16 protein-coding genes are annotated in these 23,655 nt (G+C 43.9%); 7 read left to right on the top strand and 9 right to left on the bottom strand.

Translation table 11 applies throughout. From position 1 onward, the window contains the following. The first annotated feature begins 1 nt into the window (after position 1). On the top strand, positions 2–2,623 hold the full coding sequence (locus ASG93_RS10470; RefSeq protein ID WP_056831600.1) for a discoidin domain-containing protein: 2,622 nt from the start codon (positions 2–4) through the stop codon (positions 2,621–2,623). A 141-nt stretch (positions 2,624–2,764) separates the two neighbouring features. Then, a complete protein-coding gene (locus ASG93_RS10475; RefSeq protein WP_056831601.1) occupies positions 2,765–3,265 on the top strand; it encodes a hypothetical protein in 501 nt (166 codons plus the stop codon). 104 nt (positions 3,266–3,369) lie between these two features. On the opposite strand, the gene ASG93_RS34050 is transcribed toward ASG93_RS10475, so the two are convergent. The 3 genes from ASG93_RS34050 to ASG93_RS10490 form a co-directional block, all read right to left on the bottom strand. Continuing rightward, complete coding sequence (locus tag ASG93_RS34050; RefSeq protein ID WP_056831603.1) at positions 3,370–7,188, bottom strand: glycosyltransferase family 39 protein; 3,819 nt, start codon at positions 7,186–7,188, stop codon at positions 3,370–3,372. Between the two features lie 472 nt (positions 7,189–7,660). After that, positions 7,661–8,062 (bottom strand): NUDIX hydrolase, encoded by a 402-nt coding sequence (locus ASG93_RS10485; RefSeq protein WP_056831605.1) that lies wholly within the window; start codon positions 8,060–8,062, stop codon positions 7,661–7,663. Between the two features lie 265 nt (positions 8,063–8,327). Further along, complete coding sequence (locus ASG93_RS10490) at positions 8,328–9,206, bottom strand: pentapeptide repeat-containing protein (RefSeq protein WP_056831607.1); 879 nt, start codon at positions 9,204–9,206, stop codon at positions 8,328–8,330. 234 nt (positions 9,207–9,440) lie between these two features. Here ASG93_RS10490 and ASG93_RS10495 point away from each other — a divergent pair, with 234 nt between their 5' ends. Together ASG93_RS10495 and ASG93_RS10500 are read left to right on the top strand one after the other, a co-directional pair. Continuing rightward, positions 9,441–9,998, top strand: a complete 558-nt coding sequence (locus tag ASG93_RS10495; protein WP_056831609.1) for a class I SAM-dependent methyltransferase — start codon at positions 9,441–9,443, stop codon at positions 9,996–9,998. A 64-nt stretch (positions 9,999–10,062) separates the two neighbouring features. Continuing rightward, positions 10,063–11,439, top strand: a complete 1,377-nt coding sequence (locus tag ASG93_RS10500; protein ID WP_235550814.1) for a PAS domain-containing sensor histidine kinase — start codon at positions 10,063–10,065, stop codon at positions 11,437–11,439. An 83-nt stretch (positions 11,440–11,522) separates the two neighbouring features. On the opposite strand, the gene ASG93_RS10505 is transcribed toward ASG93_RS10500, so the two are convergent. Further along, entirely contained in the window at positions 11,523–12,122 is a 600-nt protein-coding gene (locus ASG93_RS10505) for a 50S ribosomal protein L25 (protein ID WP_056831613.1), read from the bottom strand. Between the two features lie 165 nt (positions 12,123–12,287). Between ASG93_RS10505 and ASG93_RS10510 the strand changes: the two genes are divergently transcribed. Further along, positions 12,288–12,581 (top strand): hypothetical protein, encoded by a 294-nt coding sequence (locus ASG93_RS10510; protein ID WP_056831615.1) that lies wholly within the window; start codon positions 12,288–12,290, stop codon positions 12,579–12,581. Positions 12,582–13,246: 665 nt separating this feature from the next. Here ASG93_RS10510 and ASG93_RS10515 read toward each other — a convergent pair. Both ASG93_RS10515 and ASG93_RS10520 read right to left on the bottom strand, forming a co-directional pair. Further along, positions 13,247–15,163 (bottom strand): PAS domain S-box protein, encoded by a 1,917-nt coding sequence (locus ASG93_RS10515; protein ID WP_063891843.1) that lies wholly within the window; start codon positions 15,161–15,163, stop codon positions 13,247–13,249. An 82-nt stretch (positions 15,164–15,245) separates the two neighbouring features. After that, positions 15,246–16,106, bottom strand: a complete 861-nt coding sequence (locus tag ASG93_RS10520; protein ID WP_056831619.1) for an AraC family transcriptional regulator — start codon at positions 16,104–16,106, stop codon at positions 15,246–15,248. Positions 16,107–16,241: 135 nt separating this feature from the next. Between ASG93_RS10520 and ASG93_RS10525 the strand changes: the two genes are divergently transcribed. Further along, on the top strand, positions 16,242–19,385 hold the full coding sequence (locus ASG93_RS10525) for a glycoside hydrolase family 2 TIM barrel-domain containing protein (RefSeq protein ID WP_056831621.1): 3,144 nt from the start codon (positions 16,242–16,244) through the stop codon (positions 19,383–19,385). A 67-nt stretch (positions 19,386–19,452) separates the two neighbouring features. Here ASG93_RS10525 and ASG93_RS10530 read toward each other — a convergent pair whose 3' ends face one another. Genes ASG93_RS10530 through ASG93_RS10540 form a run of 3 tightly spaced genes read right to left on the bottom strand, consistent with a single transcriptional unit; the run spans position 19,453 to position 22,111 of the window. Continuing rightward, on the bottom strand, positions 19,453–20,982 hold the full coding sequence (locus ASG93_RS10530; protein ID WP_056831623.1) for an MDR family MFS transporter: 1,530 nt from the start codon (positions 20,980–20,982) through the stop codon (positions 19,453–19,455). 60 nt (positions 20,983–21,042) lie between these two features. Beyond that, positions 21,043–21,765 (bottom strand): pentapeptide repeat-containing protein, encoded by a 723-nt coding sequence (locus tag ASG93_RS10535; RefSeq protein WP_056831625.1) that lies wholly within the window; start codon positions 21,763–21,765, stop codon positions 21,043–21,045. Positions 21,766–21,781: 16 nt separating this feature from the next. Then, on the bottom strand, positions 21,782–22,111 hold the full coding sequence (locus tag ASG93_RS10540) for a PadR family transcriptional regulator (protein ID WP_056831697.1): 330 nt from the start codon (positions 22,109–22,111) through the stop codon (positions 21,782–21,784). Positions 22,112–22,288: 177 nt separating this feature from the next. On the opposite strand from ASG93_RS10540, the gene ASG93_RS10545 reads away from it, so the two are divergent. Then, the gene (locus ASG93_RS10545) at positions 22,289–23,170 is read left to right on the top strand and encodes an NAD(P)-dependent oxidoreductase (RefSeq protein ID WP_056831627.1); all 882 of its coding nucleotides are present in this window, start codon (positions 22,289–22,291) and stop codon (positions 23,168–23,170) included. Positions 23,171–23,655 lie beyond the last annotated feature (485 nt).

The raw sequence follows: 23,655 nt of genomic DNA on the forward strand, positions 1-23,655 counted from the left end.
CATGATGAGATATGTGATTGTACCAACTGCCTTGTTGATCTTACTAATCCTGACCTCGGCTTCGAATAACTACGGTGCATCGGCAAAAACAGATTTGGCAAAAGTGATGACAGTGTCCAATCAGATTGGTAATCAAATATGGATGTTGGGCAATCAGAACGATTCCTATTTGGAATTTGGTAAAGAAAGCACAGGACAGAGCAGCTACACCATAACAACCGACTTGAAGCAGACGGATGCTTGGGACAAGGTGCCTCAGGGTCTTAATAAATCCTTGAATCCTGCCTTTGCAATCAACTTCCCGCTCACTGAAATACCCGAATATGGTGTTCATTTCCGAGTTCGAATTCTGGATGCTCATAAAGCAGTTCCACAGATGGCGGTTTTCTCCAACAAGATGCTTTCTGGCATTATCCAGATTGCTGGAGTCGGGGGGACAACAAGCTCATACCCATATAAGAAATTATATGAGCTTTATATTCCTAAGGAGCAGCTGCAGCTGGGAACGAACGAATTGAAGCTGTCAACCGTAGGTTGTTTGTATTGTTCCGCAGATGAGAATAAATTTCTCTGGTGGAAATGGGATTACCTAGCCCTTGATGCACTGTCTTCTCCTGCCGTAGAACCAATTCATGGGAGATATGTGGAATCCGGTACGAAGGTAAGCAATCTGTCATTCTACTATGATCAGGGAGCAGTCAAGCACCTTCCTTATGTATTGAAATGGTTAGGAATCGCCTACAGCGGCAATGTGATGAGGGTAGATTGTGCGACTGATGTGAAGATGGGGTGCTCATCGATCAAGTCTTATTACGAAACCCTGCGCGATTACAATACCCAGGCAGTAGCTCTTCATTTGCATACAGGAAATATTAAGCTAAAAGAGGATGGCACACTGCCAGCAGATGCAGAGAATAAATTATTGGATTATGTGAAGCAGTATGGGTCCATGTTTCAATACTATGAGATTGATAATGAGCCAGGCTTGTTCAATCGCTCCAAAGGGGTGAATCTAGCCATTGCGAAGTGGTTAAAAACCCATCTTCCTGAGCTTGCTCCTCATGTGAAAACAGTGGCCCCCGGCTGGGCATATGCACCAAAGTACAACATTAGATCATGTAGAAATCAATCTTCTTCTGGCACGTTTAAATGTGGAGATCCCGACGGGTGGGAAGACGATAAGGAGCAGCGAATGGAGCTAGAAGAGTTGACAGATCTAACGAATGGGCATGCTTACGGGAATTCGTATACCGATAATAAGGACGGAAGCTTCTTAGAAAATCTGCAAACCTTCGGAGGGTCAGAGGATGGCCTCAAGAAGCAAATGTTGAATACGGAGTATGGAACTTCGGATAGTCATACGGATCCTAAAGAATTTGGTGCTGCGCAGCCCCATTCGGCGGTCTTCGATCGCATCATGAGGGCTCATATCGGTTATGCTGATATGTTTATGCAGCATGCAGCGTTTTATCCGCAATATGCTTTGTTTGAGTCGGGGATTGATTTGAATAATCAAAACCCAGCGCAAATGAAGATTCATAAGAACGTGGTGGACCAAGATACACGAGTTGGGATTATGCGCAGGTTGAATCTTGCCTATGCCACGCATGGGAAACCGCTAGTGTATGAGCTAACCAATAAGTCTGAGTTGGCTGATAAACTTGTTTATTTTCGCGGCGTGGATACGTCGACATTGCCTGCACTGCCCGGATCAGGAGCGAAGTCGAATAAAATTCTGCTGAACTTCGTAAATTTTGGGACGAGTACGCAAACGATACACGCCAAAGTAACTATGCCTGAAGCTGGTTTGTACGAGGGAGAACGATTCGGGGCGGGTGATACCTATGCATCAGCCCGTACGTATTTGACAGGACTGCAAGCAGCCCCTGAGCTTGAAGTCAAGGAAACGCTGCTTCCAGGTGAAGCTGTCCAGTATATCCTGACGCTGACAGATCGGGTAAAACCGATTGCACCTTCGTGGATTCAGGCAAAGTCTATAGAGAATCACGCGATTGAGCTTAGCTGGAAGGAATCGGAAGGAGCACATAGTTACGATGTTTTACGGAAAATAGGTACGGCTGAAGGCGGCTATGAGGTAATCGCTGAACAAGTGGCAGATACAGGCTTTGTCGATGCGGATACGTTGGTTGGAAACACATACATGTATCAGGTCAGAGTATCAGGTACCAAAGAGATTTCACCAGCGGCAACGGCGACTGCTGCTGATGTAGTTGCCCTGAACCGAGCAGAGTGGGAAGTAAGCAGCAGTTCTGGCAAACCGCAAGGTGCGATTGATGGCAGCCCCTATACTCGCTGGGATACAGGGACAGCTCAAGCAGCCGGGCAATTTTATCAAATTGATATGAAGAACTCGTTCACAATCAACAAAATGGTGCTGAGAAGTGAGAACTCGCCGAATGATTATCCAAGGAAGTATGAGGTATTCGTATCTAATGATGGCTTCAATTGGGGATCTTCAGTCGCATCGGGAGTTGGCACAAACGTACTAGAAATCAACTTGAAGCCACAAAATACACGTTACGTAAAGATCATCCAAACATCCAGATCTGGGAATTATTGGTCCATTCATGATTTGCAAATTTACGGTCACAAAACGGATTGACAGAGCTTATCAGAAATAGTATTGATAGAAGATCCTAGAGAAAGTGAGCGACATTAATGTGCGGAAGTTCACACTGCAGCACTAACGGAATACACTTAGAATAGATGATATTTAACAACGGTGTGACGAGGAGGCGTACAGTTGAAATATACAGTGCAATATATACCTCTAAGTAAGATTAAGCCTGAAAGCATCGCTGCTAAGACCGCACTAAGAAATAAGGAGTTTAAAAAAGTTGCGCAAGATCTAATGCACCTGTTGATTGTGCGTAAAAGCAGAAAAGAAGGTGGTTACGTCATCCTAGGCGGACATCATCATTTCGATTTCCTCAAAAAGCATACAAAAAAAAGTTCTGCTGTATGTCTTGTAGATGAAAGTAAGATTTCTGCAAGTGTAGGAATATGGATTAATCGCTTCAGGAAACGACCACTGCCTTATGATATACCTGAAATCTCACCGGATCGGATTGCAGTTAACAGCTGGTCTATCATTCGTACTTTTCTGAAAAGGGAGCCCCGATTTCGCAGGCTTTCCCGAAGACAGCAATTGAAGGTACTTCGGCTTGGTATTCAATATAGGAAAACAACGATACGATCCATGCAAGCAAAAGTAGAAGATCTATTAAAAAAGATTGTGCATTGAATACAAAAAAGGAAGGGGCTGCCGCGGTGAAGTGACCCCAATTGTTAGACACAGTCTAACAATTGGGGTGCAGTTCACGGGCAGCTCCTTCCTTTTTCTCTAAACTAAAAAAACGTCCATGACGTAGACCATTTTAGAAAATGGCTGACGTAGTTTTTATTGATGACAGCACCAGATAATATCGGATAAAACATGATAAACAGTAGAAGCACTGTGCCCAAATACATATAGATCCATTTTGCTCGAAGCTTCAAATGTTCATGGGCATATTTAATGACGTAAGTGATACATAGGATCATAAAAGGAACGGTTGCGAAAAAGTGGTAAATAAAGGTGAGCCGAGGCACGCCGACCCATGGCAAATATTCTGCCGCTAGTCCGATAAGGACAACGATCATCCACTTATCTTTCGTCTTCAGGCTAATATAGATAGCTGCAAAAACGGCTAAGATACCGGGCCACCAAATGGCTGGATTTCCCATTGCGACAATGCTGGAAACTTGGTCCGGGGCGAGTGAAACTTGCCCATAGTACCAAATCGGTTTCCGAATAATGGGCCACTCCCACCATGAGGAGGCAAATGGATGGGTAGCTACAAGGTGACTGTGGTAGTTGTACATAGATTTTTGGAAAGAGAGTATAGCCGATAAGTCGTGTCCTGGTCCGGGAACATTTAAAAAGGGAATATAACTTAACGTGTAAATGACAACCGGGACAAGAGCGAACATGGCGAATGCCGTACAGATTGTTTTCCATAATAAAGGACGAAAACTGTGAGCGAAAGTTTGCGTTTGACGAATAGCCGATGTGTTCGATTTATGTTTGGCTTGTGTTGTTAGAATAAGTGTTGTATGTCGATATTCTTTATATTTTTCATATAAAACTAAGCCTAGAATAACGGCCAAACCGACTCCAGCGTAAAGATCAATCCATTTACAAGCAGCGCCGATACCAAAAAATAACCCGGATAAGCTAAGCGAGATCAATGCAGTTTTGAGTGGAGCTCGGCTGAGGCTGAGTACGTAATATTTGTACATAAAGTAGTACATCATCATAATGAAAAATACACCGTATACATCAATGGTCGCAATCCTTGTCTGAGTAAAATGCATAAAATCGCAGGCCAGTAAAAAAGCGGCAATAAACCCGTATTCGGTTTTTCCGAACAATTTTTTAGCGAACAGATACATAAGCGGAATCATGGCAATGCCAAAAAGTGTGCCCACAATTCTCCATCCGAACGGATTCATGCCAAATATGGCGATACCCATGGAAATTAGCACTTTTCCTAGTGGCGGGTGGGTTGTTTCGTATGGCTCTATGCTGTGTAAATGCTCATAGGCTGTTCTGGCGTGATAGATTTCATCAAAATACATGCTGTTCATAAACGAAGGTTGGCGTGGAACGGTGTCGGGTTCGTTAAATAGGTTTTGTGCTTGTGCCAAAGCATCATTGCCCATGTTCAATGGGATCTGTTTGAAAATAGGGATGGGTTCCTTCTGCTGATCGTTCATAAATGCAAGCTCATACAGCGATGCACCAGGTTTAACTACGGTAATCTTAGCAAATTGCGCTGAGAAAGAAACAGACGACTGCTTCCACTGAAAAACGGTGCCCCCATTCAAGGTAATAGTGGTCACGGGTGTCCAATGGATCGTATCGTTCGACTGTTCGATTTGAAATTGGCCATCTCCGATACCGCCATACCACATGACACGATTGACGGATTCGATGTGGTTGAAATCTACGTAGAAGCTTTCTTGTGCTAGCTTTGGCTTCCAATCTTTTTGAGGAGCGCTGAATGAGCCGAGCTGGTATAGAGCAATGGCGGCGTACAGCAGCGTCAAACCGGTCATGGCAATTTTATCTTTTTTCGTTAGGTTGGTGAGCAGTTTCATTGGAGCTACGGCTTGCGCCGCATTCTGTTTGGACAGTGATTTAGGGAATTTGATCTCCTGCGGATCTGATTTTCTGGACTTAAAGTGCTGAACCTTGTTTCTGATGTAAATATCCCATCCTACATAAATGGCATAAACAGCTAGAATCACATGGCATAGGGACACTATCTTCATAAAAATATCAGGGCCATTCGTGAAATATTGCTGGTCCAAACTTAATTTGAATACATAAGCTACGTTAGCAAATTGGGTGAAGCTTAGCGAAATGAACAAATATAGGATTCTTTTATCTTTTATCCCTAAATAACTAATCAGTGAAAGCAGAATGACAGGATACCCATATCTCTCGTGCATACCGGTTTTGAATACGAAAACTAGCAAACAGACGAGAAATGCAGAATAGTAAAATCTCGAAGTGTCCCGACTTTTGAAAAACAAAAATGCGGTAATAGCTACAATAGCCACTACAATTATATTTCCCCAAGTGTTCATACTCATAAAAAGCCACTTCGTTGAGGCTGGCGATCCGTTGAAGCCGAATAGGGTATACAGGTTAGCCGCATTCAAAGATGCGTAAGGATAACTTAGAAACATGGTTTTATACAGATCCAGAATCCAATACCATGGTTTGTGAAGTGAGAAGGGAAGCACGCCAAGGACAAAAACAACTGCACTCATGGCAAGTGAAGAAACCCACGTTTTCACATTTTTTTGTTTGATTAATGGATACAGCAGCAGCGGGGTGAAAATAATCGCTTGTGGTTTGATCAGGAAGGCTAAGGCCAATATCCCAGCTGCTTTTGGAACTTTTTTATCGGTAAGAGCAATAATCATTAAGAAAACTACAAGTGTATAGACGGAATCAATCTGCCCCCAAACCGTAGAGTTTAGGTAGACACTGGGGTTTATGAGGTATAGGAAAGCAAATAGGGCGGAAACTTGATGGTTCATGTGTTTTTTGGCTAGTCCATAAATCAGATACGAAGTGAGAAGATCGGCAATGATGGCAGGGAGTTTGATCAAAATGACGGCAGCCGCTGATTGATAATTGAGAGAGAAAATATGCTTAATCGCCCCGATCACATAGAGGATGTAGATGTAGCCGGGGGGATAATCGACAAACATTTGATCATTGTAAAAGCCGGACAAGCCTGCCGAGAATGCATGCTCGGACCAAGCGCTGAAATCAATAAAATCAATGGGATGCCCTTGAATGAGGGGGGCGCCAATAATTCTTAGGGCAAAGCCTGCAAACATTAACAGTCCGATATAGGTGGGAACAACGTTTTTTGGTTCTGTAAGTCTACCATTGTGGTCACTTGCTTTTGCTGCCATTCGAATACAAACAATTAGAAATAAGAGAGAAAATAATAGGGTAAATAGGAAAAATCCTGTATGAGAGCTCAGGTTGGCATGGTTAGTAACGGAACTGGGCTGATCGTCTGGAGAAACGGAAAAGACTTGTACCCCAGCTGGAACAGCGGCCACTTCCTCCAGTGAAAAATCATCGAAATCAGCTGCGCCTGTATTCAAACTGCCATACCCTCCGAGGCGCACAGCAACGACAATCTCCTTCTGGTTGGCACCTGTTTTTCCATAAAAATTGACTAGTTCCCACTTCCCGTTCGTATCTTTGATGTCCCGGGACATGGAACCTACGCCAAGTACTGAAATGTTAGCACCAGTCTTATCAGATCCGATACCGCTAGCCCTAACCCAACTGGAGAGCTTATAGATGGCGCCGGATTTTACTTGTACCCGCTGTATCCACCTGGCGTCATTAGGTTGAATATTATGTATGCGCAAAAAGTGGCTGCCTGCATGTGCCTGACCGCTTTCCAACGTAAATTTGCTCACATCAGAGCCTTGCTGATAAGCATCTTGCGTCCATGCGGTTGGCTTATCTGATTCCACAGATTCAAATGAACCGTTTATTAATCCAATGCCATTCTCAATTGAGTACGCATTCAAACCGGGGATTAATAAAAATAAAAATAAAAAAAACAGTGCCAAGCTTTTCTTCATAATTCACCTGCCAGTTTATGTATATTGCTTATACGCGTATTATCTTGGACGAGATCAATAAAGTCAATCAACTTTTTCCTTTGAAAAATTGATGTAATGGACGCGCGGGATAGTCAGCCGAGAAGTCAATTTCTGACTTCTCGGACTTAGTGGGCGAGCTTTGGCTCGCAGAAAATTGTGCGCAAGGTCGTCGGATCGGCCGCCACCGGGCGCTAGCGCACAAAAATTGTGCGCAAGGTCGTCGGATCGGCCGCCACCGGGCGCTAGCGCACAAAAATTGTGCGCAAGGTCGTCAGATCGATCGCCACCGGAAGCTAACCTACAAGGTAGTACTTCTTTCATGTGGTCACTCAACTTTGAGCGGTTTCGATACGATAGAGGTTTATTCATTGGTTGAGTTTTGCTGATGAGTCAATCAATCCCAACCAGTCTCTAACCGTATTTTCGATAGCTTTTGTCGGCGCGGGCCAAGTTATGAAAGCAACTTCATCTCACTTAATTTATCAAAAATGACTTGGCAAACAGGAGAGACACGATCCCGGTCATGATAGGTTAACCAGACCAACTCATCTATTTCAGAAGCTGATCTCAGCTCTCCTTCAAAATCCCCCGTGTAACATGTCATTTTTACTTGCATACCTTCCGATTTACCATGCGCCCCAGCTTCGAACGTGCCAAAATACAAGACGGTTTCTGGCTTTATTCGAACGGATAATTCCTCTTCTATTTCTCTTAAAAGAGTGTCGATATCGGTTTCATCGGGTTCTCTTTTTCCGCCAGGTAAATAATAGATGTCTTTTCCTTTGGAACGAGCGCCTAATATTTGACCATCAACAACGTATATCCAAGCAATTTTATCTATGAATGTAGTCATCCAGTACTCCTTTAGATTATTTTTCTGAAATTATAGCATAACGGCATATAAGAGTGAACTAATTGATCAGGCTGCTCGGCGGGCAATTGATTATAATTGAAGTAACAGGAGATTAGTTTTGAAAAAGGTATTTCAACAAATGAAACCGAAATAGATATAGTGTAGGGAGAGTATGGAAATGCACTATCATGTACCACGTTGCACTGGATGGCCAAATAAAAAAAGGTCAACCCGTTAAAACTGGCTGACCTAATTATATAATGTTCTATGCTCTGAAAGTGGACCAGTGCATTGGTCGAGTGAGCGACGGTGGTAACTTGGTGTCGCCATCTCCCTTCGCCGCGTTGAGTTGGGCTTGGGTGAGAAAGATACTATCGGTGAGGTTAGCACCGCTAAGATCAGCGTCACGGAAATCAGCCCCGATGAGGTCAGCCACTCTCAGGTCGGCACCTCTGAGGTTAGCTGCAATAAGGCAGGCCCCTCTCAAGTTAGCGCCTCTGAGGTCGGCGCCTTTGAGGTTGGCACCGATGAGGTCTGCTCCTCTACCGTAGGTCTTCTTACGCCCAGCGGGGTTCTTCTGCTTGCGAAGGGATTCGGCTCGCACCAACTCGCTCGTCCGTAGAAGCAGAACATTGACATCGGATCGGTGAGCTGCCACGTCCAGTTCCATGAGAGATCCGGCACTTAAGTGAGTGAGGCGTTCTGTATCGTCGAGTGCAGTGCTGAGTTCACCGTGGATAGGACGGGCCGGCTGCAATGTCAGCGCTTCACTCAGATACCAAAGCAGCTCATGGAGTTGCCGCATGATCGGGAACACCTCGAACATTTGCTTCGCGGACCCTGGAACTTGACGCCAGTCGTGTCCGCCGAAGGTACCATGGGAAACCTTTTGCCCCGCGCCGAAGCAGTCGTAAACCGTACAACCTCGAAAGCCCAGCTGTCTGAGGTTAGTGTGAACGCCGCAGCGGAAGTCCGCTTGCAGGTTCGGACAAGGCTGGCCGGCATCTTTGTCGATCGCGAAGTCTGACGAAGCCGCGTAGGGCAGTGCGACACAACACAAGCCGAAGCAATTCTCACAGTCGGATTGCAGACGGAGGGGATTCCTGCCGTTTAAAGTTTCTGCATATTCGTGATTCTCAGACATTGTTAGCCTCCTCCCGCTATACCATAATCTCATACTTGTCTATTTTAATGGGCAAGGCTATGTGATGGTCATAGAATACTTTTTTATGGATAAATAATGAATGATTTATTCAATTCTATTATAGTATTACTGAAAATTTTTTCTGTCAATCTTTGTCTATGACTAGAGAGGGCTTAAACGAAGGAGTAGATATCTATCAGCAGTAATTGGTTCGTTCATAATTATGATAGACTTATGAAACCCTTGGAGACCAAAAGATTTATAAATATTCGCTCCGAGTTAATTAACAAAGCAAAAGGAGAAGTCTTGGAAATCGGATGCGGAACAGGGATTAATTTCAGCTTCTATAAGAATGTGTCTGTAACAGCAATTGAGCCGAATCCACTTCTAAGGAAGACCTCGCTTGAGCGGGCTTCCGTAGCCAAAGCGCCTATCCATGTCATGGAAGGTTATGCTGAGCAATTGCCATTTGCAGATCATTCGTTTGATACGGTGGTTGGAACACTAGTTTTATGTACGATACCCAACCCAGTAGAAGCGATTAGAGAAATAAGTAGAGTATGTAAGCCTACTGGAACCATTTTATTATTTGAGCATGTTCGACATGAAAATAGGCTATTGGGGAAGCTGCAAGATCTCCTGACTCCGATCTGGAAACGAGCTTGTGATGGGTGTCATTTGAATAGAGATACCATTCACTTACTGAGACAAGAAGATATAGAAATAATTGAAATAAATAAACATTTAGGAAACATTTTTATAACCATTGAAGCTAGAAAAAAACAGATGTGAGTATAAGTAGATAATAAGGGGATGTTTACACTTGATATTGAAAGAACATCTAATCGATTCCTTTATGAATTTAACCTCAGATGGAATTGTCATCGTTGATGTGAATGGAAAAGTGTTAGAGGTGAATAAGAAGTTTGAAGAATTACATGGCTGGACAAGAGATGAAGTGATCGGGCAAGTATTGCCGATGACTCCTGATAAATATAAGGAAGATGCTCTTCGGCTCTATCAGTCTTTAATAGATGGACAGCAAATTTCGGATTTCGAAGCGTTAAAATTAAGAAAAGATGGTTCTACCTTTTATGCGAATGTGACGGTCTCCCCAATGAAAGATAACGAAGGAGCTGTTATTGGGTTTATTGGTGTGGAAAGGGACATCAGCGAAAAGAAAAGAGCCGATGAGGAGCTTTTAGAAAGAGAAAAGCAATTTAGAAGGTTGATTAAGCTTAATCCAGAACCCATTGCTCTGCATAAAGATGGTTTCATCCAGTTTGTGAATGATGCCTGTTGTACACTGTTCGGCGGTGTTTCCTCAGATGACTTCAAGGGAAAACCCGTCTATGATTTTTTCTGTTTATGTGATAAGGATTTCATTTTGGAGCGGCTTCAGTATGTGATGCAGTCTGATTCTTATACGGAGTTTAAGGAGATAAAGCTGCGAAAGATAGATGGAACTCTATTTGATGCCGAAATATCATCCATTTATGTCCACAAAAACATGGGGGATCCTATCGTACAGACCGTGATACGTGATCTCACTGAGCGCAAAAAGTCTGAAGAAGCCCTTATTAGATCAGAAAAACTGTCACTCATCGGTCAATTGGCAGCAGGGATCGCACATGATATACGTAATCCATTAACCTCCTTGAAAGGTTTTGTGAAATTATTAAAGGCGAAAAATGCAGACTACGTGGATGTCATGCTGGAAGAATTGGAGCATATTAACTATGTTGTCAATGAATTCATGACGCTAGCTAAGCCACATCTGAATTGTTATATGGAGAGTACTTCCCTAGGACTTGTCAAAAGTGTGGTTGGTTTTCTGCAACCTCATGCCCATCTCTACAACGTTCAAATACATATAGATATGGATCCAGACATACCCGCCATTTATTGTAACCCGGATCAAATCAAACAAGTTTTAATTAATATTTTAAAGAATGCCATCGAGTCGATGCCTAATGGGGGAATTATTAAAATCGCTATCCGAAATCCAATCCAGCAAGGTGTGGTGATCCGCATCGAAGATCAGGGTATAGGCATTTCTATAGAGAGGTTATCCCAGTTAGGAGAACCGTTTTATACGACTAAAGTGAATGGCACTGGTTTAGGGCTTATGGTTTGTAAACGGATAATCGAAGGGCACGGAGGCAAATTGTTAATTCAAAGCAAAATTAATGAGGGTACTACGGTGGAAATCGAATTGCCTTTTAGAAAATAGCGCAAAAAACTAAAAACCGACTCTTCCGCATAAACTGCGTCAAGAGCCGGTTTTATTATTCCTGTTTCAGCGTGGCAATCACTTTAAGCATTAGACGGGGCAGCTTCCTCCGCCTGTTCTGCAGCTGGTACAACCGCCGCTTCAAGCTTCTGCATGCCAAGTATGGTGACCAGAATGGTTTCAGGATCACTTAACACTTCAACATGCTTGGGTACTTCAAGATCAGCAACAGTCATATGTTCGCCGATACTTAGCATACTAATATCAATGGCAAGATGTTCTGGCAGCTTGTTCGGCATACAGCGGATCATGACCTCATGTGTTTCTATTTGGAGAATACCGCCTTCCTTGGTGCCCCTAGCTTCCCCCGTGAAATGGATGGCTATCGATGTATCGAGCTGTTTTTTCATATTAATTTGAAGAAAATCAATATGCAGTAATTGACCCGTTAGGCTATCCTTTTGGATTTGCTGGACGATTACCGGCAGTCTGGTTTTGGACGGCAGGGTAACATTCAGAATGGCGCGCGGATTGCGTTTCAGTGATGCGCGGATTTCTTTTTCCGGGACAGTGACATGTTCGGAATCCATACGTGAGCTATACACCACAGCAGGAATATGCCCCTCAGCTCGCAGCTTCTTTACAGGACCTGATCTTTCGGATAGTAAAATCGTTGTAGTCATGCGTTGCACCTCCGTAGCATTTGTAAGAGCGGCTTTCAGCCCTATTGTTCATTTACCCGATAAATGGTGCATTGAAACAGGGGAGGAGCCAGGAAAAAATTTCGTTTTGGGCTTCTTTATCTCTTCATTTGATAGTAAAATAGAGGACAAGAGGAGGATTGATAAATGATGAGTACACTGAAGAGTTTCACTGATTCAGATCAACAAATATCGTTGGAGTTAAGAGATGATCATTTAACTGTGCTTCGGTTCTACGGTGAAACGTCCATTTACCCGTTCAAAAATATTTCTCTTGCCTCTGAGCCTATTCCAGAATATCCACTCAATCGTGTGGCTTTAACGGTTATTGATTTCAACACTGGTGTAACCGATTTCAAATTCTCTTCTAGTAAAAATGGTTTTGAGGTATTCGTCCAGAAACTGATCGAAATTCATAGTGAATTTATTCCGAACCACTAGTTTTTTCGGTAATAGCCCAATGCTACCAAGGACAGACGATCCCAATCGCTCTGTCCTTTTTGTATTCGCTTATGCAAAAACCAAAATAACGCCCCCTCGTTCCGCGTACGAGCCCTGCAACGGTATAACCACCGAAATAGCGGCTCCTCGTTCCACGTGATCCTCAGATTAGCCGCTTATATGCCGAAATCACTCCACAGAGTCTCGCTTTCTAGCCGACCTATAATCCATGGATTTGACCAGATGTTTATCTGTATTTCAACAGACTTCTATCTACCTGTCCTCGCACCAAACTTTCTGCTAAACATTCCGATAACGGAGCACGTCACATGGCCCAATCACAGGCAGGCCGCACCTTTAGTTCTTCTCTCTGCATCCGAAATTCAATCCGAACCTGACATTACTAGATTTTCGCGGAACGTAGATGTCTTATGTTGTTTATACGTTTGGAGTTGTACTACGTACAACAATTTCCTTGGTTTGAGCTAGGAAAGTAGAAGATGTTGTATGTTGTACAACAATTCAGCCAGTTTTATTGGTTATTGGGCTAATTTTGGCTGGAATTGTTGCATTTTCTGCAACAATCGCTCGGAAAACGTGTATTTTCTTGCGAATTGTTGTACAACGTACAACATTCAGGAGTAACCCCCTTGGATTCCCCACCTTTAGCCTATAAGGTGTTTATTGTCCATATAGGTCCCGATAATATCGAGAAGAGATTTATTTTTGATCGGTTTGCTCAAATAATCATCCATGCCCGCAGCAAGGCAGCTTTCGCGATCTTCTTTTAAAGCGTTGGCAGTTACAGCGACGATCAGGGGACATCGTTCTGGCGGGAGTGATTGTTTAATTATTGCGGTTGCATCTAATCCGTTTATGATCGGCATTTGGAGATCCATAAATATAATATCAAACCGATCTCTTAAGGCGAACTTCACCGCTTCTTCCCCATTAGAAGCAACTGTAATGATATGCCCCTGCTTCTCTAGCATTTTATTTAAAACAAATTGATTAATGGCATTGTCTTCGGCGATAAGTATGTGTAGGGAAGCATGCGCAATACCTTCATTCGTATTACCCTGATACACATCTGAATGATGATCCTCTTTGAGACAAAGGGTGAAGAAGACCGTAGTACCTGGCTCTTCGGCAGGCTCTACCCAAATATCGCCTCCCATGAGTCGGACCAGCTTTTTCGAAATCGCTAAGCCAAGGCCTGTACCCTCGTATTTGCGCGTCATCACATGATCGACTTGATTGAAAGGCTCGAAGATATAACTTCGCATATCAGTGGGAATACCGATTCCGCTATCTTTTACAATGAATTCTAGTTGTATGACGTGATCTTCTTGTATCCGTTTATTGACGTACACGGAGATTCCACCGAAAGGCGTAAACTTGACCGCATTGCCAACCAAATTAATAAGTATCTGTTTCAACCGTTCTGAATCACCAACCAAAGAGTGCGGGACGTCGGGATTTACTGTACATGTCATGAATAACTGCTTTTCATCCGCTATGGTCGATAAAATATGAAACGTTTCAGCGATCGTTTCTCGTATATTGAAAGGGATTTCGTGTAATTCCGTTTTCCCGGATTCGATTTTGGAGAAGTCTAAAATGTCATTAATGATACGGAGCAGCGTTTCACCGCTCTTATGAATAATCTCGACGTACTCTTTTTGCTCATCGTCTAACGTTGTCGTTTGCAGCAAAAGGTCTGTCATTCCGATAACGCCATTCATCGGCGTTCGAATTTCATGGCTCATCATTGCCAGAAATTCACTCTTTGCTTTATTCGTATTCTCAGCTGTTTCCTTCTCAATCATTAATTTCTTCTGTTCCGTCATGTCCTTGGCAATGATATAGAACCCAACATTCATTTCGTTCATGATGATGGGAGCAATCGTCGTCAGTACTTCAACGATAGGACCATTGATTTGACGAATATGATCAATCTTTTTCTCCATGGAAGCATCTAATAGGGAGTCGGTAAGGAATTGTTTCACATTGTTTTTGCCAACAAATCTGGAAAAAGGCATTCCTACGAATTCATTGTTGTAGAAGCCTAACAACTCCTGTGCCCGCGTATTGCCATTGACAATAATTCCGTCCAAATCAAGCGAAATGACGGCATCATGTGTATGCATTTTCAGAGGTGTATACCGATCAATGGACTCTTGAAGCTTCTGTTCCACAGACTTGAGCTGTGAAATATCCGTCATGTGAACGATACCATAAAGAGGAGGCCCGGTTTGAGCATCGCCAACGAATGTGAGCTGGATGGAAGTCCAAATGATGCCGCCATTCTTGTGCACATATCGGGTTTCCATTGTAAAAGAAGAGACCTGACGAGCTATCAAGTTTTGAACTTGATCAGAGTATGGGAGCCAATCATCAAGAAAGGTGATTTCACGAATGTTAAGCTTCTCGAGCTCATATTCCGAATACCCCAGAATCGAGCCATAAGCTGGATTTACTTTCAGTAGGGACCCGTTTAGGGATAAACAGGCAATCCCATGAGGAGAGAACTGAACCATCTGCTCGAAGAAACGATGTTTATCGAATTGTAAGCTGCTCATCATTAACCCCCAATCATTTTACCCATATTTAACCATCATAGCTTTTTTTGAAACGAAAACGAATGTCATGTAGACAATCGAATTAACGGAAATCTTCCGATTGGTTCTTTTTGTTGTATTGATTTCTGAAAACTTCGGGGGTCAGACCTACGGATTTGCGAAATGTTGAGATGAAATGCGAAGCGTCGAGGAAGCCGCTCGCGTCAGCGATCTGTTTCACCGTTTGATTAGGCTGGGCAATCAGCAATTCCTTGGATTTCTGTAGGCGCAGCTGCAATAAGTATTGGTAAGGAGAGAGACCAAATGCTTTGCGGAACAATGTATTAACGTGTTGAGAGCTTATGCCAAGCAACTGAGCCATCCATCCGAGCCCTACGTCGGAAGATGCGAAGCTAATCTCAAGCTCCAACAAAAGCGGCAGTAAACGCTCGTGACTTTGGGAAAAGGATGCACTTCTATTTACGTTGCCGTGCTTTTTGAGCAGAGTAAGGAATTGATAAATTTCGAGTGAACCATTCATGCCCGTGAAGTCATGGCTGAAGCGGTACTTTTCGTAATAGTACTCATGAATACTAGCGAGAGGGGTTTCCATGCCCCAGCTAATTGGTGTGGATAATGGTATTTCTAAGGCATATACAATGGAAGCAGCGAGCGCACCATCGAAAGTTAAATACCACGTCGACCACTTGGCAGCCGTGATTTTATATTCATGCGGGACGCCCGCAGGGAGGAGCATGCCTTGATTCTCACTCAGCTTGACGGATCCGCTTTCGAGGATGATCTCTCCGCTGCCGTCAATCGTTTGGAGCCAATGAAAGCAGGGATAGCCTTCTTCTCGCTTGTAGAACTGCTGCTCATTTTCGTAACCGACTGTTTCCAGGATGAGTGGAAGCTTCCGATCCGTTTCTGTAATGACGAAAAATTTTCTGTAGTCGGTTGCCATCGATCTAAGGTTCACTCTTTCATTTTTTGATATGTAATGCGTAGTATCTTATATTTTAAAAGAAATTATTGTCTTGTACAATAAGAAGATAGTTGTTGAAATTTATATAACCTATAGAAGTGAGGAATTCAACAGATGGCTAAAAAGTTCGTATATACACCGCCCGTTAATGGATACCCGGAATGGAATAATAATCCTCAGATTTTTCAATTAAACCGCATGGAAGCTCACGCCACATTAATGCCTTACAAGTCCGAAGATGAGGCACTTGCAGGGGTTCGTGAAGCGTCCGATTCTTACCAAACATTGAATGGAACATGGAAGTTTCATTTTGCTGAGAATGCGCAAGGCCGTCCGCAAGAGTTTTACAAGAGCGACTACGATTGCAGCAGTTGGGCGGACATCGCGGTGCCTTCCCATTGGCAGCTTCAAGGCTTCGACTTTCCGCAATATACGAATGTCATTTATCCTTGGGTGGGCCATGAAGATTTGAAGTCTCCATTTGCTCCGGTCAAGTATAACCCTGTGGGTTCTTATTCACGGAGCTTCACGGTCCCGGCATCGTGGGCAGATCAACCCGTATACCTCAGCTTTCAAGGGGTAGAATCGGCTTTTTATGTGTGGGTAAACGGTGATTTGGCGGGCTTTAGTCAGGATTCATTTACACCTGCGGATTTTGATATTACACCCTACCTGGTAGAGGGTGAGAATAAGCTTGCTGTCGAGGTTTACCGTTGGAGTGATGCGAGCTGGCTGGAGGATCAAGATTTCTGGCGGCTAAGCGGTATTTTCCGCGATGTGTATATATATAGCACGCCAACAACCCATATTTCAGATTTCAAGGTGCTGACGAATCTGGACGATTCCTTCGAGAATGCAGAGCTGCTTATTCAAGCAAAAGTCACGAATTACGATGGACTTAGCAGCGGTACACGCCGTGTGGAAGCTGTTCTTTATGATAGTGAACTGAAGCCGCTATGGAAGGAGCCACTTTCTGCAGAAGTTAATATAAGTGGCCTTGCTAAACAGGAAGTAGAGCTCTCCATCCAGGTGAATCGGCCTGCAAAATGGAGCGCGGAGAAGCCAAATCTGTATACACTTGTTTTGAGCTTAAGAGGTGAAGATGGCTCGCTTCTGGAAACGGAAAGCTGCAAGGTTGGATTCCGTAAATTTGAAATCGAAGACGGTTTGATGAAGATCAATGGTGAGCGTATTATGTTCAAAGGTGTTAATCGCCATGAATTCGATACGGATCGCGGCCGTTCTGTTGATAAGGCAAGTATGATTGCCGATATTTTGCTTATGAAACAACATAATATCAATGCTGTACGGACCTCACATTATCCAAACAATCCGTACTGGTATGAGCTATGTGACCAATATGGGCTTTATGTGATTGATGAAACGAACCTCGAGACACATGGCTCATGGACCTATGGTTCAGACGTTGAAGCAGACGCCGTACCTGGAAGTAAGCCGGAATGGACGGGAGCTGTGCTGGACCGGGCGAATTCGATGATGCAAAGAGATAAGAACCATCCTTCGATTGTGATTTGGTCGCTAGGTAATGAGGCGTTCGGTGGCGATAACTTTATTAAAATGCACGACTTCTTGCGTGAAGCCGATCCTTCAAGAGTTGTACATTACGAAGGAGTTTTCAACTTCCGCGCATCGGACGCGGCGTCGGATATTGAAAGTCAGATGTATTCCAAAATTGAACAAATTGAAGCGTACGCAAGAAATAAGCCCAAAAAACCTTTTATTCTATGTGAATACAGCCATGCGATGGGGAACTCATGCGGCAATTTATTTAAGTACTGGGAGTTGTTCGACAAGTATCCGGTTCTCCAAGGCGGCTTTATTTGGGATTGGATCGATCAATCGATCCGAACAACAACACCAGAGGGTATTACCTACCAAGCCTACGGCGGCGATTTCGGTGATACGCCGAATGATGGCAACTTCTGCGGTAACGGATTAATTTTCGCTGATCGTACGCCATCACCAAAAATCTATGAAGTGAAGAAATGCTACCAGAATGTGAAGTTCGAAGCGGTCGATCTTGGTAGTGGCCAAGTGAAGGTGACGAATCAGTATTTATTTACGGATCTGAGTGAGTTTGATTGGACATGGTCTATCTCACGTAATGGTGAGCCAGTAGGTGTAGCCAAGCGTGGGCATTTCACTGTGAAGCCAGGAGAAACAGCTGTTATCGAGTTGGCTCTAGATCGTATGGAAACCATTTTGCCGAAAGATGAGTTCGTTCTGACGATCAGTCTACAGCTGAAAGAAGATACAAATTGGGCGCAGAAAGGACACGAAATCGCATGGGAGCAGTTCTTGCTTCCAGTAAGTAAAGCGGCTTGGTCTTATTACGAAAAGGCAGTCCAAGAATCCGCGGCGACCTTGTCCGCTCTAGAAGCTGTACAAATTGCATCCACAAGGGAATCAATTAGCCTTAAAGGAGGTAACTTCTCTCTTCAATTCAATGCTGCTACCGGTGATATCACTTCTTATGTGTACGAAGGAAGGGAGTTGTTCCTGACAGGCCCGGCACCTAATTTCTGGCGTGCATATACCGATAATGATCGGGGCAACCAGCATCACATTCGCTGCGCGCCGTGGCAAGAGGCGGGGAGTGGAAGAACGCTGCAATCTTTGACAGCTAAATCGATTGGCGAAGGTCGTGCTGAGGTGAATGTTCGCTTTGAGTTAGCGACTATACCAAGTTCCGAGGTGCAATTGGTTTACACAGTATCTCCTAATGGGGAAGTAGACGTGCGTATGGAGCTCGTGCCTGGCGCGCATTTACCAGAAATTCCGGAGATTGGCGTACTTTTCCAATTAGACCGCTCCTTCCAGCAATTGAGCTGGTACGGCCGTGGGCCGCATGAGAACTACTGGGATCGTGCTGTCGGTGCCAAACTAGCTTTGCACAGCGGTACCGTTGAAGAGCAGTTCGTGCCATACTTACGTCCGCAAGAATGCGGCAATAAAACGGATGTGCGCTGGGCGACGTTGACAGATGCGAACGGAAATGGACTCCGCATAACAGGGCTGCCTACCGTTGAATTGAATGCTCTGCCATATCTACCTTCCGAATTGGAAGCTCATGACCATACGTATAAGCTCCCAGCTAGCGACAAAGTCGTGCTGCGGGTGAATTATAAGCAGATGGGCGTCGGCGGTGATGACAGTTGGGGAGCAAGAACACACCCAGAGTTCACGCTATATGCTAATCGTAGCTATGCCTACTCATTCTCGTTTAAAGGAATTTAACGAATTGGAAATGAAAAGTGCCACTTCATCTACAGTTTTGCTGTAGTTGGAGTGGCGCTTTTTTGTTCTAATGTGACATAGCTGCTTCTGTTTCTTGGGCTGGATCCAGCTTCTCTTTGCTCATCACGATGGCACAAACGAAGGCAAGAACAGCAGGAAGTATAGTCCAAGCAAAGGTGAGAACGATAGATGACGATAAGGCGGTTGTGATTTTCTCGAGAACAGGTGCAGGAATCTCCATTCGTTTCGCGGGATCAAGCAGCGTATGCGGGTCCCCGGACGGTATGGCAGCTCCAGTTTGATCTTGGCCTGCAAATACATCCGTCAATTTTCGCGTTAAAGCATGACTCTGAACAATTCCGAATACGGTGATACCCAGCGTCATCCCCAAGGAGCGGAGGAAGTTTAGTGTTGAGGAGGCTGAACCGCGCTGCCGCGGCTCGAACAGATGAATGGCTGCATTACTTAAGACAGAGAAGGAAGCACCGATGCCAAGTCCGATAATGATCATGTAAATTGTTACAAGCCAACGCGGGGATTCTGGCGATAACGTTGTCAAGAGAGCTGTTCCGACAATAAGGAGGAAGGTTGTTGGAATCATAATCGCGCGATAACTCATTTTATTCATTAAGAAACCGCCGCCTGTTGCCGTTACAACGGAGCCTAACATCATAGGAAGAAGAACTAAGCCGGAATTGGTAGCGGTCCCGCCTAATACACCTTGAATGAAAATGGGGATATAGACAGATGCTGTGATAAAAGCTGCGCCGCTAAAAATGGCAACGGCATTGCTTGATGCATACAACCGATTTTTGAACATTGCAAAAGAGATAATTGGTTCTGCAGCCCGACGTTCAACGAAGACGAAGATGATTGCTAACACCGCAAACAGCGCGAATAAACCAAGGATAACTGATGAATCCCAAGCGTATTCCTTGCCGCCTAATTCCAGAGCGAACATGAGGGATACGATGGCACCAACGAGTGTAAAAGCGCCCCACCAATCGATTCTTTGTTTAGAGTGCTCAACCGATTCGCGATAGAAGAAGGCGACAAAAACAAGTGAGATTAGACCAAGCGGGAGGTTAATGTAAAATACCCATTTCCAGTTCACATAATCGGTAATATAAGCGCCAAGAAGGGGTCCAAAAATGCTGGACATGCCGAACACGGCTCCGAATAATCCACCAAGTTTGCCGCGGCTTTCTGCAGGAACGGCATCGAACATAATCGTGAAAGCAACCGGCATCATGGCGCCGCCGCCGATTCCTTGAATAGCGCGATAAATGCTTAGCTCTATAATTGAACTTGCTGTTCCACATAGGATGGATCCAAGCATAAACACGATAACACCAAAGATGAAAAACTTTTTGCGTCCGTACATATCGGAAAGCTTGCCGAATATCGGCATGCCGGCCATTTCCGCGACCATATAAGCCGAAGTGACCCAAACGAATTTATCCAATCCGCCTAATTCACCGATGATGGTACCCATGGCTGTGGCTACAATGGTATTATCCATAGCAGCCATTAGGATACCCAGCAATAACCCGGCGATGACAATGCCTAAGCTTTTGTTTTTGTTTTGCGCTGCCATAATGATTGTTTTCCTCACTTTCTCTGAATCCGATTTAATTTTTATCTATGTGGTTGGTTACTAAATGATAGTAACCTGACTTAAGTTAGCTTTAAACCCTTTTAACAAAGCATAGGTCACTTTATCCATCTTGGCACCATCGAAGATTGTTTTCTTGATGTCAGCTTTGAAGGAACAGCTTTGAAGTGTGGTATTTCGGAACGTGGTTCCTTTTAGATTTGAATGATGAAAAGTAGTTCCTGTAAAGAGTAGGTTATCCATACATACACCAGTTAAATCGCAAGAACGGAATTCTATAAGGTCTAACGTACAATTCTTGAAGCTGACACCTCTAAGATTGGATTTAGAAAACTTCGTTCCCGTCAAATTCGCACCGTCGAACTTAACCCGATCTAAGTTGCTGCATTTAAACGAAGCATTGGTTAAGTCCGAATTGCTGAAATCGGAATCCTGAAGATTGCTGTAATTGAACTTGCCATCATGGACTTGGATAGACTTTAGGTCGGATTTTTGTAAATTCTGCATAGAGAAATCAATGCCAATGATTTGTTGGAGCTTCGTGGTGTTTGCATGAATGCTTTCGATCAACTCGGATATTTCGCCGATGGATGCGATCGTCCTTTGAAAGGCAGCTTCTTCATCGAAGCCATCTTGTTGCAGATCTTGGAGTCTTTCCTGCAAATCAGTTAAAAGCTCTTCTTTTAATTCCTGGATGGGTCTCAAATCTTCATAATGTGAAAAAACATCATTCAAATACGCAATGAGCCTCGGGTTTGGTTTCATCCATCATACCGCCTTTCTAAATGAGCAAATCGAGAATGGTCTTCGCATGTTCCCAATTTAACTTGTTGAGCTTAAAAGCTTCTTTGCCCTTATCGGTAATGCGATAGTACTTTCTACGGCCACCTTGCGTTTCATCCCCCCAGTAAGAGGTTATGCTTTCTTCCTGTTCCAGTCGCTTGAGGCTGGAGTACATGGTTGCTTCCTTCAGTTCATATTCCCCGCCTGAAATAACATACACCAGCTTTGAAATTTCATAGCCATATTTATCTCCGGAAATTAAAAGCTTCAGAATAATAGTGTCGGTGTGTCCTCGAATGAGATCGGACGTTATTTTCAAGTCAACGATAATCCTCACCTCCTGAACTATAATATACAACGGAATACTATGTCTGTCAAAGTAATTTTATTTTGGTTATACATTTAGGTATGAGCACAGTTTGACCAGATACACAGACGGTGATAACTTAAGAATGAAACATATTCGAAATTCAGTTACTTGTTAAAATGAGAGGTGGCATTCATTGTGGTAATCAATCCGGCGCAAACGATTGTGGGCTTAGTAGGGACAGGTGTCATGGGCAAAAGTATGGCAGGCCATTTTATTCAAGCAGGCTACGAGGTACATATATATAATCGAACGAAATCCAAGGCAGAGGACCTGTTGGATCAGGGTGCTCACTGGCAGGATTCACCAGGAATATTAGCGCAACAATGTGATGTAATTATTACAATGGTAGGCTTCCCTAATGACGTAGAAGAGATTTATTTAGGCGAAAATGGTATTCTTGCTAACACTAAGCCGGGCAGCTACGTCATTGATATGACAACGTCTAGTCCGATGCTGGCCAAACAGATTTATGATAAAGCATTCGCACGTCAAGTGTTTTCACTAGATGCACCTGTTTCAGGTGGAGATATTGGAGCTAAGGAAGCGAGACTTTCGATTATGGTTGGGGGCTCGCGTGAAGCTTTTGATGCCATACTGCCGCTTTTTCAGAAGATTGGCACGAACATCGTCTACCAAGGAGAAGCGGGTGCAGGCCAGCACACGAAAATGTGTAACCAAATCGCAATTGCAAGTAATATGATGGGCGTTGTTGAAGCGCTGGTATATGCGAAGAAATCAGGACTCGATCCTTCGACTGTGCTCAAAAGTATTGATTCGGGCGCTGCGGGCAGCTGGTCCTTAAGCAACCTGGCCCCGCGCATCATCGCTGGGAATTTTGCTCCAGGATTTTATGTGAAACACTTCATCAAAGATATGAAGATCGCGCTCCAATCTGCCGAAGAAATGAAAGTGGAGCTGCCTGGACTAACATTGGCGAAATCCCTTTATGAGAAGCTAGCAGCGAGCGGTGAAGAAGACAGCGGTACTCAAGCGTTGTTTAAGATTATTGATAAGTAGCTCAAAATAATGAGCAGCTGAAGGAGGGCATCCCGGGAGGGATGCTTTTTTGCCACGCCAGAAAGTATAAGTTCTCGGTATCCCAAAACCGCTATCTTATCGGCGATAAAACCTAATATAGGGATCTTTGGTCGTAGGCCAAAGTCTCTCCTTATTAATTTGGGTTGGAGCGAACTTTAACGAGAAGAAGTGATTACGGTTGTGATAAACCTGCAATTATACATGCTTTTTTTCTTTGATTATCTCCAATTCGTAAATTCCTGCAATTGTGCAGGCTTTTTTCGGTTTTTTTTTAGTTCCAGTATGGTAAAGCTAAAAATTCCTGCATATTAACAGGCTTTTCCTCTATTCAAACGATTTTTAGCAAAATACCTGCACTTTCGCAGTTATTTTGGGTGTCCCTATCCTGATTTCTTGTTGGAGGCGTTGTTCGGGGACGCAGCATCATATCATGACAGGCTCTCGAATACACATGAATTAGGGAA

This window comes from Paenibacillus sp. Soil787, assembly GCF_001429545.1.
GTDB lineage: Bacteria > Bacillota > Bacilli > Paenibacillales > NBRC-103111 > Paenibacillus_E.

Bases quoted from the DNA above. Each gene is read 5' to 3' on its own strand.
- ASG93_RS10470 (WP_056831600.1), top strand. From the start codon at position 2: ATGATGAGATATGTGATTGTACCAACTGCCTTGTTGATCTTACTAATC.
- ASG93_RS34050 (WP_056831603.1), bottom strand. From the start codon at position 7,188: ATGAAGAAAAGCTTGGCACTGTTTTTTTTATTTTTATTTTTATTAATC.
- ASG93_RS10485 (WP_056831605.1), bottom strand. From the start codon at position 8,062: ATGACTACATTCATAGATAAAATTGCTTGGATATACGTTGTTGATGGT.
- ASG93_RS10490 (WP_056831607.1), bottom strand. From the start codon at position 9,206: ATGTCTGAGAATCACGAATATGCAGAAACTTTAAACGGCAGGAATCCC.
- ASG93_RS10495 (WP_056831609.1), top strand. From the start codon at position 9,441: ATGAAACCCTTGGAGACCAAAAGATTTATAAATATTCGCTCCGAGTTA.
- ASG93_RS10500 (WP_235550814.1), top strand. From the start codon at position 10,063: ATGAATTTAACCTCAGATGGAATTGTCATCGTTGATGTGAATGGAAAA.
- ASG93_RS10505 (WP_056831613.1), bottom strand. From the start codon at position 12,122: ATGACTACAACGATTTTACTATCCGAAAGATCAGGTCCTGTAAAGAAG.
- ASG93_RS10510 (WP_056831615.1), top strand. From the start codon at position 12,288: ATGATGAGTACACTGAAGAGTTTCACTGATTCAGATCAACAAATATCG.
- ASG93_RS10515 (WP_063891843.1), bottom strand. From the start codon at position 15,163: ATGAGCAGCTTACAATTCGATAAACATCGTTTCTTCGAGCAGATGGTT.
- ASG93_RS10520 (WP_056831619.1), bottom strand. From the start codon at position 16,106: ATGGCAACCGACTACAGAAAATTTTTCGTCATTACAGAAACGGATCGG.
- ASG93_RS10525 (WP_056831621.1), top strand. From the start codon at position 16,242: ATGGCTAAAAAGTTCGTATATACACCGCCCGTTAATGGATACCCGGAA.
- ASG93_RS10530 (WP_056831623.1), bottom strand. From the start codon at position 20,982: ATGGCAGCGCAAAACAAAAACAAAAGCTTAGGCATTGTCATCGCCGGG.
- ASG93_RS10535 (WP_056831625.1), bottom strand. From the start codon at position 21,765: ATGAAACCAAACCCGAGGCTCATTGCGTATTTGAATGATGTTTTTTCA.